The sequence below is a fragment of the Psychrobacter sp. DAB_AL62B genome, from assembly GCF_028895345.1.
Taxonomy (GTDB): domain Bacteria; phylum Pseudomonadota; class Gammaproteobacteria; order Pseudomonadales; family Moraxellaceae; genus Psychrobacter.
The window spans coordinates 25,806-40,898 of the sequence record NZ_SAXC01000007.1 but is presented as its reverse complement, the minus strand read 5'-3'; the positions used below and the strand labels follow the sequence as shown (position 1 = coordinate 40,898).

Sequence of the window (15,093 nt, the reverse complement as noted above, 5' to 3'; positions counted from 1 at the left end):
CGAGGTGACATCATGATGCTAAATGCAACTGAGTTTCTAACGCCGAACGCCATCAACGTGGATACGGTTAACGAAACGATTGCGAAAGTCACGCTCGAACCGTTAGAACGCGGCTTTGGTCATACCCTAGGGAATGCCTTACGCCGCATCTTGTTATCTTCATTACCTGGTGCTGCAGTCATTGAAGCTGAGATTGATGGTGTTGACCATGAATACTCAACGCTTGAAGGGCTACAAGAAGACGTGCTTGATTTGCTTTTGAACTTAAAAGGCTTAGCAATCACCCTTCATGACCAAAATGAAGTATTTTTGACCTTGGATAAACAAGGTCCAGGCACTATTACTGCTGCAGACATCACGTTACCGCACAATGTAGACATTATCAATCCAGAATTGGTATTGGGTACATTGAATGACCGTGGTCATCTAAAGATGCGTTTGCGTGTAGTAATGGGTCGTGGATATGAGCCAGCAAACCAACGCCGTGAAGATGGTGATACTAAAGCAATTGGACGCCTAAAGCTTGATGCAAGTTTTAGTCCTGTGCTTCGTGTTGCTTATCAGGTTGAGAACGCACGTGTAGAACAACGTACCGATCTTGATCGTCTTATCATTGAGCTTGAAACTAATGGCACTATAGATCCAGAAGAAGCAATTCGTAAAGCAGCCACTATTTTACAACAACAGATTTCTATCTTTGTTGACCTAGAAGCTGAAGAAGCGCCTGAGCCTGTGAAAGAAAAAGAAGAGGTTGATCCGGTGCTATTACGCCCTGTGGACGATCTTGAACTAACGGTTCGCTCAGCCAACTGCTTGAAAGCTGAAAACATTTACTATATCGGTGATTTGGTACAGCGTTCAGAGACTGAACTTCTAAAAACCCCAAATCTTGGTAAGAAATCATTAACAGAAATCAAAGACGTATTAGCGTCTAAAGATTTGGAGCTTGGTATGCGCCTAGATAACTGGCCACCAGCTGATTTACGTGTTGATGATCGCTTTTCTTATCGTAGCCGTTAAACTTTAAGGATTTTTGACTATGCGCCATCGTAAGAGTGGAGTCAAGCTGGGTCGTACCGGCAGTCATCGTAAGGCAATGTTTCAGAACATGACTAACTCATTATTTGAGCATGAACTGATCAAAACAACTTTACCAAAAGCTAAAGAATTACGTCGCGTTGCCGAGCCATTGATCACTATGGCTAAAGAAGACAGCGTTGCTAATCGTCGTTTAGCATTCAGCCGCATGCGTAGCAAAGCTATGGTAGGCAAATTATTTGGCACGTTAGGTCCTCGTTACCAGACGCGTCCAGGTGGTTATTTGCGTATCGTAAAATGTGGTTACCGTGATGGTGACAATGCGCCTATGGCTTATGTAGAATTGGTTGATCGCGACTAATTTTATATCGACTAGATGATTTATAGAAAAAGCTCCAATTCAATTGGAGCTTTTTTGTGTGCGCAGTATTTTGAACATATTATAGTAGTAATGAATCAACATTGGCAGCACCTTGTCGGATCACTTCAGGCTGGCTACTGGTCATATCTATAATAGTGGTCAGCTTAGTGGTCTTGATTCCAGCGTTGATTAGCGCATCAATTTGATTGCCCAATAGTTCTTCTATTTCAAAGGGGTCATCTAATATGTCATCTCGGTTTGGTAATATTAATGAACTGGTCAAAATAGGTTCATCCATCGCTTCCAAAAGTGCTTGGGCGATAGGATTGCTTGGCACTCGAATACCAATGGTTTTTTTCTTCGCATGCGCCAGTTTCTTCGGCACATCTTTAGTCGCATTTAAAATAAAAGTGATAGGCGCGGGTGTAAGAGCCTTTAGCTGTTTAAACTGCAAATTGTCTACGGCTGCATAATTGGCAATTTCACTCAAATCACGGCATAACAATGTAAATTGGTGTTTATCATCGAGCTCACGAATACGCTTCAGTTTTTCTAGCGCGTCTTTTGCACCTAGGCGACAACCAAAGGCATAGCTGGTATCGGTTGGGTAAATAATCAGTTGATCTTTACGTAATAGGTCAGCTGCTTGCTCAATAAGACGTGGCTGTGGATTTTCTGGATGAATATAAAGTACTTGCATAATAATTCCTTATTTTATAATTATTAGACTTTTGTCATTTAAATATATCGTTATTTATGAGAAACAAATATGGTTATATAAATAGATAGAAGGCTTGCTAAGTAAAAACAGTTGAATAAGCATATTAATTGATAAGGTACTGTCAAATATTAGCTTGCTTCATTGAGGGTATGATTGTCGATAAAATATGAGTTGAGTCATTAGTATAGCCCAAAGCAAATATAAGTTTAAGGGCAAGGCGTTAATATGGCTATGAAATCGTTAACCTGATGGAATAAGATGTTTTTTATGAAAAATAAAATATGCTCGGTATTCTTAAGTTAATTCATCGTATAACTAGTAAGTAATGCTTGTAGTAAGGTTTTAGCATCAGCCGGTAGCGTATGTGGTTTAGCAATGTATGTTTTCACTTGCTGATAAACATCTTGAGGAAAGGTACTGTTGCTAGTATCAAAGTCAGCAAATAAATTGTCCTGTGATACTTGAAAAGGGCGTCTGCAAGCCAAGGTGAATAGACATTCTAGTGCCTGTGGTTTAATCTCCACACGCTCAAAAGCTTGCTGCTGAGCTGCTGAGCGCCCATCGGGTGCATACCAATAGCCAAAGTCAGATAGCTGTCTGCGCCGCTGACCTGCGACACAAAAATGACTGATTTCATGTAATGCACTGGCAAAAAAACCATGGGCAAATTCAATTCTTGCCGGTTGATTGTTTTGAGCAGGAAAATATTCTGGCTCGCCAGTGCCGCGAACTAATATGACTCGCTGATTGACGAATAGGGCGTTAAATAACAGTATTAGCCAGTCGGTAATAGCTTGTTCATTATTTTCAGCCAACGGGTGTTCGAGTAAAATAACACCCGTTAAGCGATCTTTAATAGATGTATATCGAGTTAGAGGATCAGCTAAATTTTCAGAACTGCTACAGGTTTTTTCACAGTCCAGTTCATTTAGACGTTGTAATAAAAGCTCAGCGTCAAAAATAGATAATAAGCTGGAAAAATTGGGATGAATAGTAGGCGATATCATAAGTAAAGCATTGACCAAATAAAGATTAACAGATAAATATACTCATATATGCGAACAAATAATGAAAGGTAACAACACATAAGCTACCGAAAATCTTAACATACTAGCGCTAGCGCAGCAGAGCACTTTCCGTTAGTATGGCAAGCAATATTATACACCGTTTTTGATCAATGAGGCCGCGCATGTCAAGCACCCAAAATAACAAGTCGTCAGCGCTTCAGGCTGAAAAAGTACCAGCGTCTATGTCAACCAGCATGCTCGAACATATTTCCTTAAATAAATGGGAAGACAGTGGCTTTGAATGGGCAGGAGAAGTAATACCCAACTCTTTTGAGCGGCTTGCTACTATATTAGCGACTGAGCATGCTCAATCAAATATTCTGCTAAAAGCTAATCTGTATCGTCGAAATGATGTGTTGCATCTGGCTTTTACATTAACTGGTGAAGTATGGTTAACTTGCCAACGTTGTTTGCAACCAATTGTGATAGATTTGACAGATGATTATGATATTGCGCTACTCGATAATGAGAGCCAAATACGCTTAGTTAATGAAGAGCAAGACTATTTGTTGCTCGATGAAATTATCACCGAACAATCTCCAGAGCGTTTATTACCGCTTAAAAAATTGGTCGAAGATGAAATATTGCTTAAAACGCCAATGGCGCCGAAGCATGATGACTGTGAAATGACGGTTGAGCAGTTTGGTGAGATACCAGAAGAAGAAGAGAGCGAAAATCCTTTTGCCGCTTTAGCTTCTTTAAAAGGCAAGTTGTAACGGTATAAATGATAGCGATAAAAGGCGTAATAAGTGGCTTCGTTATACCTTTTGTCAGCTTTTTGCAGAAGAGTGAACAGCAGGGCTTTATTAATCCGCTAAACATGCGTATAATGTCCCGATTATTGCATTCTAGCAACCTGCCGCTGGCAGATAGAAGCTAACCTTGCAAACTAACTATAGATTTTAGACGTAATCAACACTTCAATACGTGTGGCAATCTATTTAACTAATGATGCGTAAGACTTAGGTTGTTGTGATTATATAGCCTCTGTCAGTGTCGATTAAAGCTGAATTTCAAGCTTATCCCCTTTTAAGTATAGGAGCTATATCATGGCCGTTCAAAAAAGTCGTAAAAGTCGTTCTCGTCGTGACATGCGCCGTTCACATCATCGTATGGAAATCGCTGAGCTAAGCATCGATGCTACCACTGGTGAAAAGCATCGTCGTCATCACATGACTAAAGATGGTTTCTATCGTGGTCGCCAGCTATTTAAAGTTAGTCAAGACGCTTAAGTTATTTGCTGGTTGACGCAGAATTATGATAGTTTTTATAACTATCGACAGTTCTCGCACAGCTGTTACCCAGCAATCAGTTTGAGCTAAAGAAAGCCAAGTTATTTCGCTATCATATATTATGTGGCTAGATAACTTGGCTTTTTGCTATTAATTTTTTACTGTTTTTTAAATCTTGGTATATATTTAAATATTTGTTATTGGTTTTAAATGCTCATGATTGATCATTCCGTGATACTTAATAGGGCAAGATAACGAATTAACTTTTTGGCCGCTATGCTAATGACCTACGTCAGTGTATAGTTTCATAAGAGTCAGTTGTCTTAAAGGACTAGTGACAGCAATGGCTCTATAAAATAAAAATTCCATATAGTCTTTAACTCTGCAATGCACCCCGTTCACTTTAGGGGTATTTTCAATTAAATAAGGAATATTGGTTATGGCCTCTGTACCCGATATGATAAAAAAACAGCCGACTCGTATTGCCATTATTTTTCCTGGACAAGGATCTCAAGTCGTCGGTATGACCAGCGAGCTTGCTGAAACTTACCCTGAAATTCTTGAAACCTTTACTGAGGCGAGTGACGCACTTGGTGAAGATTTATGGGCAATTTGTCAGGACGAAGACCAGCTCAATCAAACTAAATATACGCAGCCAGCATTGCTGACGGCTAGCATTGCTATTTGGCGTATCTTACAACAAAAAATAGAAAATAAGCCCTGTTATCTAGCTGGTCATTCTCTAGGAGAATATAGCGCCCTTTGCGCGGCTGGCGTGATCTCACTTGCGGATGCGGTGAAACTGGTGCATAAGCGTGGTCAATTGATGCAAGAGGCCGTGGTAGGTATCGATACGGCTATGGCAGCCGTGCTAGGTCTGGAAGACCATCGAGTCGAAACCCTGTGTGAACAAGCAACTGAGCATGTTGATGATGCGATTGTTGGCGCAGCAAACTTTAACAGTCCTGGACAAGTGGTGGTTTCTGGTAATGCGGTAGGCGTCAACGCGGTCATTGATAAAGTACAAAATACTGGTAAAAAGGCTATTCCATTAAAGGTAAGCGTGCCTTCGCATTGTGCCCTTATGGCACCAGCGAGCAGCGCATTGGCGAAAGAGCTAGCATCAATCAAATTCGATCAGGCGACGATTCCAGTTATTCAAAATCGTCACGCGCGCGTTGAGACCAGTGCAGCAGGTATTAAAGAGGCGTTAACTGAACAGTTAAGTGAACCAGTATTATGGTCAAAGACCATGCAAGAGCTGGCTGATAAACAAATTAATATTTTAATCGAGTGTGGCAGTGGTAACGTATTGAGTAATTTGGCAAAGCGCCAAGCGCACCCAATTGCAAGTTATCCTACCGACAAGCCCGCCCGTCTAGATAAATTGTTGGAGGTGTTATCATGAGTCGTACGATTACATTAGTAACTGGCGCGAGCCGCGGTATTGGCAAAGCTGTCGCCAAACGCTTCGCCAAAGAAGGACATTTTGTCATTGGTACAGCGACCACTGAAAAGGGTGCTGCATTGATTGATGAGTATCTACACGATAGTGGCGGAATAGGTCGAGTGCTAGACGTACGCGATACCGCACAGATTGACAAGCTATTTGAAGAGATAGAAAGTGTCTATGGTGCGGTTCAAGTGTTGGTTAATAATGCTGGTATCACCCAAGATGGCTTATTGATGCGTATGAAAGATGAAGATTGGGACAATGTGATTGATACCAATTTGACCTCTGTTTATCGTATGAGTAAACGAGCTATTCGCGGCATGATGAAAGCGCGCCGTGGTCGTATCATCAATATTACCTCTGTCGTCGCTCAAATGGGCAATGCCGGTCAATCTAACTATGCAGCGACTAAAGCCGGTGTTGAGGGTTTTAGCCGCACCCTAGCGCGTGAAATAGGCTCAAGACAAGTCACGATTAATTGTGTGGCGCCAGGCTTGATTGAAACCGATATGACCGACGAGCTTGACGAACGCTTATTAAACTCAATGTTAGATGCCGTTCCTATTAGTCGTCTTGGCCAGCCAGAAGATATTGCAGCAGCAGTACTATTTTTAGCGAGCGATGAAGCCAGTTATATTACAGGCGCCGTTCTGCCTGTCAATGGTGGCATGTATATGTAGTTGCTAGTGATCAGCTTGTAGCCAAGCGTTACATAGTTATAATAAAAAACTGTGTGAACGAGTGTAAACTATAATAAAGAGTGCTATAATGACGAATACTTTTAAGTCAAAGCCCTGTATGATAGCAAGGTTTTACTAGACATTAGTAAATGTATAACTTGTTATAGCGCACTCAGAAAGCCATACAAATCTAAAAATCCCATTTTATATACAATGCTATAGAATCTAATTAAGATGTTATAGTAATTTGTCAAAATAATAGATCAAAAAGGAGAAATCTACATGAGTAATGATACCGAGCTAAGAGTTAAAGCCGCAGTAGCTGAGCAACTAGGTATGAATGTTGAAGATATCAATAACGATGCTTCATTTATGGAAGACTTAGGTGCCGATTCATTGGACCTAGTTGAATTGGTTATGTCATTCGAAAGCGACTTCGGCATCACTATTCCTGATGAAGATTCAGCAGAATTAACGACTGTTCAAAAAGCAATCGACTACGTACAAGCACAGCTATAATTAGCTACTCGCTTAGCAAGTTTGATATGACCGCTTATCTTAATAGATAAGCGGTTTTTTTATGCCTATCATTCATTCTAAAAATATATGCCAGCAAATTATCTTGGTGCATTACTGCACTAGATTATTGCGATAATCCATCGCAGTGATTTAACATAGTAATGCATAGTCACTTTATTACCAAGTACGTTAACACAAGCTACGCCAAATCAACATTACTAAACATACTGTTACTATTCATAGCGTTGGCCTTTGCTTATACTCGTGATGGTAAGCAAAAAAAATAATAGTAGCTAATCAACTAAAGAAAGATAATTACTATTAGAATGATAACGATTAATAATGAATAACAATATTTCAAGGAGCAGCTATATGGGTATGTTCAGTTTTGCAAAAGACATTGGTGATAAGATTTTCAATCGTGATGATGCCAAGCATGATGCTAAAGTAGAAACGAAAGCGGACGCTAATACACCGGTACAAAGTAGTGAGCCTTCTGCACAGTCAGTAGCCAATATTTTGCTTCGTCGTATTCAGCAGCAAAATCTTAATATTAGTGATCTAAAAATCAAGTATAACGGTTCAACGGATACAGCAGAAATTAGTGGTAAGGCTAAAACCCAAGCAGATCGTGAAAAGGCTATTATCGCTATCGGTAATGTGCAGAATGTTGCTAAGGTGATTGATAATATTGATATCGAAGAAGATGCACCTGAATCTACTATGTATACCGTAAAATCTGGCGACAATTTATCGAAGATTGCGCAGAATGTTTATGGGTCAGCTGGTGATTATTTGAAAATATTTGAAGCCAATAAGCCAATGCTAACTAGCCCTGATAAAATTTACCCAGGTCAAGTATTGCGTATTCCTAAGCCATAATTTTAATTTTTAATATCTAAAGAAGTAAGTTAATAAAAAATGCCTCTCATAATAATAAGAGGCATTTTTTTTGTTTTTATAATTCGTATAAATATCTTAAGAAAGATTTTGATTTACACAAAATTTTTTCTACTTGTTAATTATTTTTAGTTTGTTATGTTGTTCAGTCATTGCCCAATGAATGTGTTCATCAAGCATAGCATTATGTTTGCCTAATTTCGTTTGTAAGTGGCCGATTACTTCCTGACTGCCATTAGCATTACCAAGACCAATGGCGATATTGCGCAAAAAATTCACATAACCTGTGCGCCTTAGTGGACTACCTTCAGTCTTTTTCATAAACTCTGTTTCCTGCCATTGCCAGAGCTCTAACAAGCTACTGTTGTCAAGATTGTGCCTTGGCGCAAAATCTTCTACAGGTGTTAGATTGGCATAGCGATTCCATGGGCAAATCAATTGACAGTCATCACAACCAAAGACACGGTTGCCAATGGCGCGGCGATATTTGGTATCAATAATACCGTCGTGCTCAATAGTCAGATATGAGATACAGGCTGACGCATTGAGCTCATAGGGTGCGACAATCGCTTGGGTAGGGCAGATGTCAATACAGGCACTGCAACTACCACAATGCTCTTTGACGGGTTCATCATCAGGCAATTCAAGACTCATAAACAGCTCTCCCAGCACAAAAAATGAGCCTGCTTGCTTGTTGATGAGCAGTGTGTGCTTTCCAGTCCAGCCGAGACCAACGGCATCAGCAATAGGCCTCTCAAAGATAGGCGCTGAATCACTAAATGGCCTAAAAATAAAATCCGTATCAGCACCGATATCTAAATGTTGCCATTCAGGAAGCATGGCTTCAATCTTTAATGCCAATTGCTTTAAGCGACTGCGCATGGTCTTATGATAATCACGCCCTCTTGCATAACGCGCAATGATGCCTTGATTGGGATGGTCATTATCAGTGATAGCGCGCGGTGTCGGTGTTTGGGTTAGGTAATCCATACGTACGCTGATGATGGTTTTAGCCCCTTCCACCAGTTGCTCAGGATGGGCACGTAGATGATGATTGCTATGCATAAACTGCAACTGACCTTCGTAGCCTTTCGCTAACCATTGCTTTAATTGTTCAGTCTGTTTAGTAAACAAAGGATGATGCACGGACAAAAAACCACAGTCAGCAAACCCTAAAAATTGTGCTTGGGCTTTAATCCAGTGCTTAACCTCTGCTGTAGTAGCAAATACGTGCGAATTATTGACAGAAATTTTTTTATCAGGCGTGTTGGGAGGCGCAGAAGACAGCTGTTCGTTAAATGTCTGCTTGGTTTGTGAAGCGGGTGAAGTTGGTAAAGCTGCTTGAGGTTTATTGCTCATATTTAACTATAAATGATAATGTGAATATGAGTATGATAAGCCAGTGAGCTAAGAGCGCAAGTGCCAAAGCAAATAAATCTGCATTCATATTGATACATCAGTTAACGTACACTTTTGCTAAGCTAATATGAGCGAGGAAAAAGTAGATATTTAAAATAATATAATATAAAACAACTTCCTAAAAATACTCGAGAACAAACCATGCAAATAACAGCTAATATATCATCGAAAAAAACAATGCCTATAGCGCTGTATAGTAGTAAGCAGCTCTATGCTATGGAGCAAGCATGGTTTACCGAAGGTAATGATAGTTTCGGTCTAATGAAACAAGCTGCGTGGCAAATGGCGCAATATATTGAGCAGATTGATGAGCAAAAACATCTTAACGCGCAAGGGGCTACTCATCCTAAATTTCCTCATCGTCGTCATACTCGCCAGCGCCTAGCCAATATTTGGGTAGGAAAAGGCAATAATGGCGGTGATGGTTGGCTCATTGCTTATTATTTACAGCAAATGGGCTGGCAAGTGCAGGTAACAACGGTCGGCTTTAATAAACATGATTTTGAGTTAGCTAATCTTGAAAGAAATAATATTAAAAAATCTGATACAAGTAGCAGCTCTAAGAAAACAGATTGTATTACGGATGCAGCAAAGGCTCTACAGACAGCGCTATCTGCTAACTGTTCGTACCAGCGCTTTGAAACCAGTGCTGATAAAAAAAATGACAAAATAGATAAGGGTGCGCAAGCCGATGTCTATATCGATGCGCTATTTGGCATTGGCCTAGATCGAGCGCCTGAGAGTGTTTATAAGCAGGCGATTGGCGCTTTTAATGAAGTAGCACAGCATGCAGAGGCGTTGGTTATTGCGGTTGATATTCCAAGTGGGTTGGTTGCTTCCACGGGTCAAGTATTTGACCATATAGCGATACAGGCGGATATGACGTTATGTCTGATCGCACGAAAATTCGGGCTGCATACCAAAGATGGGTTGGACTATAGCGGCACAGTTATTGACATACCACTGATACCTTATCAGATGAATGGTAAGGAACTAACGCCAGTTGCTACACTCATTACTTCCGCTCATAGTTTAAAGCCACGCCGCCAAAACAGTTATAAAGGCAGCTATGGACATGTATTGGTCATCGGTGGCAATCGCATTGATGGCTCACAAGGTATGGGCGGAGCAGCTATACTCTCTGCGTCAAGTGCGATGGCAATAGGCGCTGGCAAAATCACTGTCGCTTGCCATGAAGCGTTTCATAGCGCACTACTAACCTCACTACCAGATGCAATGGCTATCGACTTACATGATAAAGTTGGAGTAAATGGTCTTATTGAGCAAGCCAGTGTGATCGCTATTGGTATGGGACTGGGCCGTGATGAAAAAGCAAAGTTGATATTTATAAGTTATATGCAGGCTGCTATAGCACAAAGTAAGCCATTAATAATCGATGCCGACGGTCTCTATCATTTGGCATCATTACAAAGAGATAATCATAAACTAATAACGCAATTGAAAGAATATAGTGTCGACTATCAGGTTTGCTTAACGCCGCATAGTGGTGAAGCTGCTAGGTTATTAAATAAAGAGGTTAGTGAGGTAGAAGACGATAGATTAGCAGCGATAAAGCAGTGTGCAACGAGTTATGGTGGTGATTGGGTGTTAAAGGGAGCAGGGTCATTAGTTTTGGAGCAGAAAAAAGAGCAAACGCATGTGTATGTTTGCGGAGCGGGCAATGCCGGTATGGCAACCGCTGGTATGGGCGATGTGTTATCGGGTGTGATTGCTGGGTTACTTGCGCAGCAAGATTTAAATGAGGAACCTCGTAGTTTGCACCAAGCGGTTCTTATCCATGGATTGGCAGGAGATGTTTTAGTAAATCAAACTGCTGCTTGTGAAAATAATGATGGGTCATTATTAATAGGACAACGAGGTTTGCAAGCTCAAGATATGCCAGCTGCTATTCGCCATGTTATCCAGTTAATAACCGATAATTATTAATCATCAAATAGATTGGTCTTGGTATTAAGTGGCAGAGCCATTACAGTACTGAGTGATTGCTTGTTGAACACGCTCACGCTTAAGCTCAATTTCACGACCATCTAGATATTGGCGTTTGCCATTGGCATCCATCTCATAGATACGCCCACCCACATTTAGATTGGTTAAGTTGTTGCGTAACGACTGACAACGTTGGGCATTCGCTTGCGCTTCTTGCTCTTTGATACGCGCTTCTAATTGTGCAACGCGCTGTTCTTCGGCACTTTGCGGTGCAGCTTGGTTGGCTTCGGTTTTGCCTGCTAGCTGTCCGGCATTGCTCTGTCTGCCATCACTGCGGAACTCAATAACCTCAATATTTCTACCATTTTGCGGCGCATGTTGACTGTACTTAACTTCGCCATGTGCACCAATAGATTTGTATACTTGAACAGCATGGCTGGCGCTCATTGGCAACATGAGCATACACGCAGTGCTGACACTAATAAGCAGTTTGGCAGCGGTATTTATGGTAGACGCATATGCCATGGTAACGATCCTCTTAATGGGTAAAAAACATGTGTATAAATAAGCTAAGGATAGTAGTTAACGTCCTCGATAACAATATAAATACATTACTGTTTGATTCTAGCAAATAACTCTTATGAATGTACATTATTTAATAACCAATAGTTAGGGATGGGCTTTAGAAGTTTTTCTTGACAATGGTGCCCAAACCATCGAATATAATAGCAGTTGATTGGTCAGTGAGCGGCTTTTATGATATTGCCGTGGCACTTGAAAATAAGGACTACGGGTTACTTATCGGTAGCTTGCTTAGCTTTATTATCTTTGTGACAATAATATAAAATAAATAGTGCTTATAAATATCACTATTCAAATCTATATTTATTGTCTCCGGACTTATCCGTCTACAATGACTAAGATAAACTTATTATTAACGTGATTTGTAAGATTTTGCCGTTATAAAAAATAGAGTGTCATGTGTGTTTTTAACATCTACTCATTAAACATGTTATAAGGTTTCGCAATCATATAACGTGATATAAGCTATAAAATATAAGCTTTGAGATTTGTTCTATCATTCTGTATTCGTCTATTTATTATCAGCGCAAGCTCGTATGCATTATAAATAATAAGCTTCTTTTATAGATGCGCTCGCATCTTGTCACTGTAAATCGATAAACTCCTGTCGCAAAGCTGACCTTAAATATATTGCTATATTTGAGTAGTATGCTGTTTTATAAAACAGCGCAACTTAGATGTAGTGGGCACATATTCTTGCCACAAAAAAAGGTGACGACAGTGACGCAAACCACGCAAAGTCCGAATATGACTGGACATACCCAAACGGGTCATGCTGCCAAAAACTTCGAAGAAAAGCAACAACGCCTTGCTGAAGGCAGCAATGAGCCTGTGATGCTATCTGGCGCTGAGATGTTGGTGCAAGCACTAACGGATGAGGGCGTCAAATATATCTTTGGCTATCCAGGCGGTGCCGTTCTTCATATCTATGATGCCTTGTTTCAACAAGAAAACATTGAGCACATCTTAGTGCGTCATGAGCAAGCAGCAGGCCATATGGCAGATGCTTATTCACGGGTGACGGGTAACACAGGTGTGGTACTGGCGACTTCTGGCCCTGGTGCCACCAATACAGTGACTGCTATTGCTACTGCCTTTATGGATTCAGTACCGATGGTAATCATCTCTGGACAGGTACCCAGCAGTTTAATTGGTGAAGATGCTTTCCAAGAAACCGATATGATTGGTGTGTCGCGTCCCATCGTTAAGCATAGTTTTCAAGTACGCCATGCTAGCGAAATCCCAATGATTGTTAAAAAAGCCTTTTATATTGCGCAGGCTGGGCGTCCAGGTCCTGTTGTAATCGATGTTCCTAAGGATATGACCGCGCCTAGCGAAAAATTCGCTTATGAATATCCAGAAGAAGTATTTATACGCTCATATCAGCCTTCATTAAAAGGTCATAGTGGTCAAATCAAAAAAGCGGTTGAAACCTTACTTGCTGCTAAGCGCCCGATTATTTACTCTGGTGGCGGTGTTGTTTTAGGTAATGCTCATAAAGAGCTAACGGATCTTGCCCATCGCTTAAACTTACCAGTAACCAATACTTTAATGGGTTTGGGTGCTTTTCCTGGCTCTGATGAACAGTTCTTAGGTATGCTTGGTATGCATGGTACTTATGAAGCCAATATGACCATGCACCATTCGGACGTCATATTAGCAGTTGGTGCACGTTTTGATGACCGTGTGACCAATAACGTCAAAAAATTCTGTCCAAATGCGACGATTATTCATATTGATATTGACCCTACGTCTATCTCAAAAACTATTCTCGCTCATATTCCTATCGTTGGCGATGTCAAGTCAGTGCTTACTGACATGTTAGACATTATCGGCGAAGATAAAGAGCTAGATCAACCAGCGTTATTGGATTGGTGGTCACAGATTAATGAGTGGCGTAAGCGTCATGGTTTGCGCTATGACACCAGTACCGATAATGGTATTAAGCCACAAGCGGTCGTTCAAGCCTTGGATAAAGTGACTAATAGTAACGCTATTATCACTAGTGACGTTGGTCAGCATCAAATGTTTGCGGCTCTTTACTATACCTATAATGAGCCGCGCCAATGGCTGAACTCAGGTGGTTTAGGTACCATGGGTGTTGGCTTGCCGTATGCGATGGCAGCGAAACTTGCTAACCCTGAGCGTGATGTGGTTTGTATTACCGGTGAAGGCTCTATTCAGATGAATATTCAAGAGCTATCAACCTGTTTACAGTATGATTTGCCAGTTAAAATTCTAAACTTAAATAATGCGCAGCTGGGCATGGTGAAACAGTGGCAAGATATGCTGTATGAAGGTCGTCATGCGCATTCTTATATGAATTCTTTACCAGACTTCGTAAAACTGGCTGAAAGCTATGGTCATGTCGGTATCAAGATTACTGATCCTGCGACTATGGAAGCACAGTTGGCTGAAGCCATGGCAATAAAAGATAGATTGGTATTTATTGACGTTTATGTCGATCGTAATGAGCATGTGTATCCGATGCAAATCGCTGGGCAGACGATGCGTGATATGTGGCTAACAAAAGGGGAGCGTACCTAATGCAACAACAACATCTGATTTCGGTATTAATGGAAAACGAAGCGGGTTCGTTGTCGCGAGTGGTCGGTTTGTTCTCTCAACGTGGCTACAACATCGAAACTTTGAACGTTGCGCCAACAGACGATCCGAGTATTTCTCGCTTAACATTAACCACCATTACTTCACCTGAAAAAATAGAACAAATCACCAAGCAATTGCATAAATTGATTGAAGTGGTTAAAGTGCTTAATCTATCAGATACCGTACACGTCGAGCGCGAGTTGATGCTAATCAAAGTGCGTGCGACTGGCGGTGTACGTGAAGAGATCAAACGCAGTGCAGACGTTTTTCGCGCACAAATCGTTGACGTAAACGCCAGTTTATATACGATTCAAATCGTCGGCGATAAAGCCAAGCTCGATGGTTTTATTGATGTCATTGGTCGCGAACGTATTATGGAAGTGGTGCGCTCAGGGGTAATTGGTATTGCTCGTGGCGACAAAACACTGAGCCTATAATCAGCACTTACTGTATTTAAAACTTATTTATTCAACATTAACATAGCGCTTATCTCATCAATCACCTTAAAACAGTGGTCGTAATTTAAGTGTTTATTTATCCATGGCACGCCATGATTTAGGAAAAGGA

The 15,093-nt window shown here is 40.9% G+C and carries 15 protein-coding genes; 11 read left to right on the top strand and 4 right to left on the bottom strand.

Features of this window, described 5'->3' with window-relative positions; translation table 11 throughout:
• The first annotated feature begins 12 nt into the window (after window positions 1-12).
• Entirely contained in the window at window positions 13-1,020 is a 1,008-nt protein-coding gene (locus EPB74_RS09880; RefSeq protein WP_079691006.1) for a DNA-directed RNA polymerase subunit alpha, read from the top strand.
• Between the two features lie 19 nt (window positions 1,021-1,039).
• A complete protein-coding gene (rplQ, locus tag EPB74_RS09875; protein WP_021813387.1) occupies window positions 1,040-1,399 on the top strand; it encodes a 50S ribosomal protein L17 in 360 nt (119 codons plus the stop codon).
• 79 nt (window positions 1,400-1,478) lie between these two features.
• Here rplQ and EPB74_RS09870 read toward each other — a convergent pair whose 3' ends face one another.
• A complete protein-coding gene (locus EPB74_RS09870) occupies window positions 1,479-2,099 on the bottom strand; it encodes an L-threonylcarbamoyladenylate synthase (protein ID WP_274904019.1) in 621 nt (206 codons plus the stop codon).
• 320 nt (window positions 2,100-2,419) lie between these two features.
• Window positions 2,420-3,127, bottom strand: coding sequence for an elongation factor P hydroxylase (locus EPB74_RS09865; RefSeq protein ID WP_274904018.1), 708 nt, complete (start codon window positions 3,125-3,127; stop codon window positions 2,420-2,422).
• A 182-nt stretch (window positions 3,128-3,309) separates the two neighbouring features.
• Here EPB74_RS09865 and EPB74_RS09860 point away from each other — a divergent pair, with 182 nt between their 5' ends.
• The 6 genes from EPB74_RS09860 to lysM all read left to right on the top strand — a co-directional run bounded on the left by EPB74_RS09860 (window position 3,310) and on the right by lysM (window position 7,953).
• Complete coding sequence (locus EPB74_RS09860; RefSeq protein ID WP_274904017.1) at window positions 3,310-3,903, top strand: YceD family protein; 594 nt, start codon at window positions 3,310-3,312, stop codon at window positions 3,901-3,903.
• Window positions 3,904-4,236: 333 nt separating this feature from the next.
• Window positions 4,237-4,419, top strand: coding sequence for a 50S ribosomal protein L32 (rpmF, locus tag EPB74_RS09855; protein WP_079691010.1), 183 nt, complete (start codon window positions 4,237-4,239; stop codon window positions 4,417-4,419).
• Between the two features lie 439 nt (window positions 4,420-4,858).
• Entirely contained in the window at window positions 4,859-5,827 is a 969-nt protein-coding gene (gene fabD / locus EPB74_RS09850; RefSeq protein ID WP_274904016.1) for an ACP S-malonyltransferase, read from the top strand.
• Window positions 5,824-6,552: a 3-oxoacyl-ACP reductase FabG gene (fabG, locus tag EPB74_RS09845; RefSeq protein ID WP_079691012.1), complete on the top strand. Its 729-nt coding sequence runs from the start codon at window positions 5,824-5,826 to the stop codon at window positions 6,550-6,552. Before fabD ends, fabG begins: the two co-directional genes overlap by 4 nt.
• Window positions 6,553-6,834: 282 nt before the next feature.
• Window positions 6,835-7,071 carry an acyl carrier protein gene (gene acpP / locus EPB74_RS09840; protein WP_025652201.1) on the top strand — a complete coding sequence of 79 codons (237 nt, stop codon included), beginning with the start codon at window positions 6,835-6,837 and terminating at the stop codon, window positions 7,069-7,071.
• A gap of 372 nt (window positions 7,072-7,443) precedes the next feature.
• Entirely contained in the window at window positions 7,444-7,953 is a 510-nt protein-coding gene (gene lysM / locus EPB74_RS09835; protein ID WP_079691013.1) for a peptidoglycan-binding protein LysM, read from the top strand.
• 129 nt (window positions 7,954-8,082) lie between these two features.
• Here lysM and queG read toward each other — a convergent pair whose 3' ends face one another.
• Window positions 8,083-9,330 (bottom strand): tRNA epoxyqueuosine(34) reductase QueG, encoded by a 1,248-nt coding sequence (queG, locus tag EPB74_RS09830; protein ID WP_274904015.1) that lies wholly within the window; start codon window positions 9,328-9,330, stop codon window positions 8,083-8,085.
• 237 nt (window positions 9,331-9,567) lie between these two features.
• Between queG and EPB74_RS09825 the strand changes: the two genes are divergently transcribed.
• Complete coding sequence (locus EPB74_RS09825) at window positions 9,568-11,337, top strand: NAD(P)H-hydrate dehydratase (protein WP_274904014.1); 1,770 nt, start codon at window positions 9,568-9,570, stop codon at window positions 11,335-11,337.
• Between the two features lie 24 nt (window positions 11,338-11,361).
• Here the strand turns inward: EPB74_RS09825 and EPB74_RS09820 are convergent, their stop codons facing one another.
• On the bottom strand, window positions 11,362-11,862 hold the full coding sequence (locus EPB74_RS09820) for a DUF4124 domain-containing protein (protein ID WP_079691016.1): 501 nt from the start codon (window positions 11,860-11,862) through the stop codon (window positions 11,362-11,364).
• Window positions 11,863-12,753: 891 nt separating this feature from the next.
• Between EPB74_RS09820 and EPB74_RS09815 the strand changes: the two genes are divergently transcribed.
• Together EPB74_RS09815 and ilvN are read left to right on the top strand one after the other, a co-directional pair.
• Window positions 12,754-14,466, top strand: a complete 1,713-nt coding sequence (locus EPB74_RS09815) for an acetolactate synthase 3 large subunit (RefSeq protein WP_274904086.1) — start codon at window positions 12,754-12,756, stop codon at window positions 14,464-14,466.
• Window positions 14,466-14,963 (top strand): acetolactate synthase small subunit, encoded by a 498-nt coding sequence (gene ilvN / locus EPB74_RS09810; protein WP_079691018.1) that lies wholly within the window; start codon window positions 14,466-14,468, stop codon window positions 14,961-14,963. Before EPB74_RS09815 ends, ilvN begins: the two co-directional genes overlap by 1 nt.
• The last annotated feature ends 130 nt before the right edge of the window (window positions 14,964-15,093 follow it).

What these genes read in the sequence shown, in the direction of transcription:
- EPB74_RS09880 (WP_079691006.1), top strand. Translation starts at nt 13, where the DNA reads ATGATGCTAAATGCAACTGAGTTTCTAACGCCGAACGCCATCAACGTG.
- rplQ (WP_021813387.1), top strand. Translation starts at nt 1,040, where the DNA reads ATGCGCCATCGTAAGAGTGGAGTCAAGCTGGGTCGTACCGGCAGTCAT.
- EPB74_RS09870 (WP_274904019.1), bottom strand. Translation starts at nt 2,099, where the DNA reads ATGCAAGTACTTTATATTCATCCAGAAAATCCACAGCCACGTCTTATT.
- EPB74_RS09865 (WP_274904018.1), bottom strand. Translation starts at nt 3,127, where the DNA reads ATGATATCGCCTACTATTCATCCCAATTTTTCCAGCTTATTATCTATT.
- EPB74_RS09860 (WP_274904017.1), top strand. Translation starts at nt 3,310, where the DNA reads ATGTCAAGCACCCAAAATAACAAGTCGTCAGCGCTTCAGGCTGAAAAA.
- rpmF (WP_079691010.1), top strand. Translation starts at nt 4,237, where the DNA reads ATGGCCGTTCAAAAAAGTCGTAAAAGTCGTTCTCGTCGTGACATGCGC.
- fabD (WP_274904016.1), top strand. Translation starts at nt 4,859, where the DNA reads ATGGCCTCTGTACCCGATATGATAAAAAAACAGCCGACTCGTATTGCC.
- fabG (WP_079691012.1), top strand. Translation starts at nt 5,824, where the DNA reads ATGAGTCGTACGATTACATTAGTAACTGGCGCGAGCCGCGGTATTGGC.
- acpP (WP_025652201.1), top strand. Translation starts at nt 6,835, where the DNA reads ATGAGTAATGATACCGAGCTAAGAGTTAAAGCCGCAGTAGCTGAGCAA.
- lysM (WP_079691013.1), top strand. Translation starts at nt 7,444, where the DNA reads ATGGGTATGTTCAGTTTTGCAAAAGACATTGGTGATAAGATTTTCAAT.
- queG (WP_274904015.1), bottom strand. Translation starts at nt 9,330, where the DNA reads ATGAGCAATAAACCTCAAGCAGCTTTACCAACTTCACCCGCTTCACAA.
- EPB74_RS09825 (WP_274904014.1), top strand. Translation starts at nt 9,568, where the DNA reads ATGCCTATAGCGCTGTATAGTAGTAAGCAGCTCTATGCTATGGAGCAA.
- EPB74_RS09820 (WP_079691016.1), bottom strand. Translation starts at nt 11,862, where the DNA reads ATGGCATATGCGTCTACCATAAATACCGCTGCCAAACTGCTTATTAGT.
- EPB74_RS09815 (WP_274904086.1), top strand. Translation starts at nt 12,754, where the DNA reads ATGCTATCTGGCGCTGAGATGTTGGTGCAAGCACTAACGGATGAGGGC.
- ilvN (WP_079691018.1), top strand. Translation starts at nt 14,466, where the DNA reads ATGCAACAACAACATCTGATTTCGGTATTAATGGAAAACGAAGCGGGT.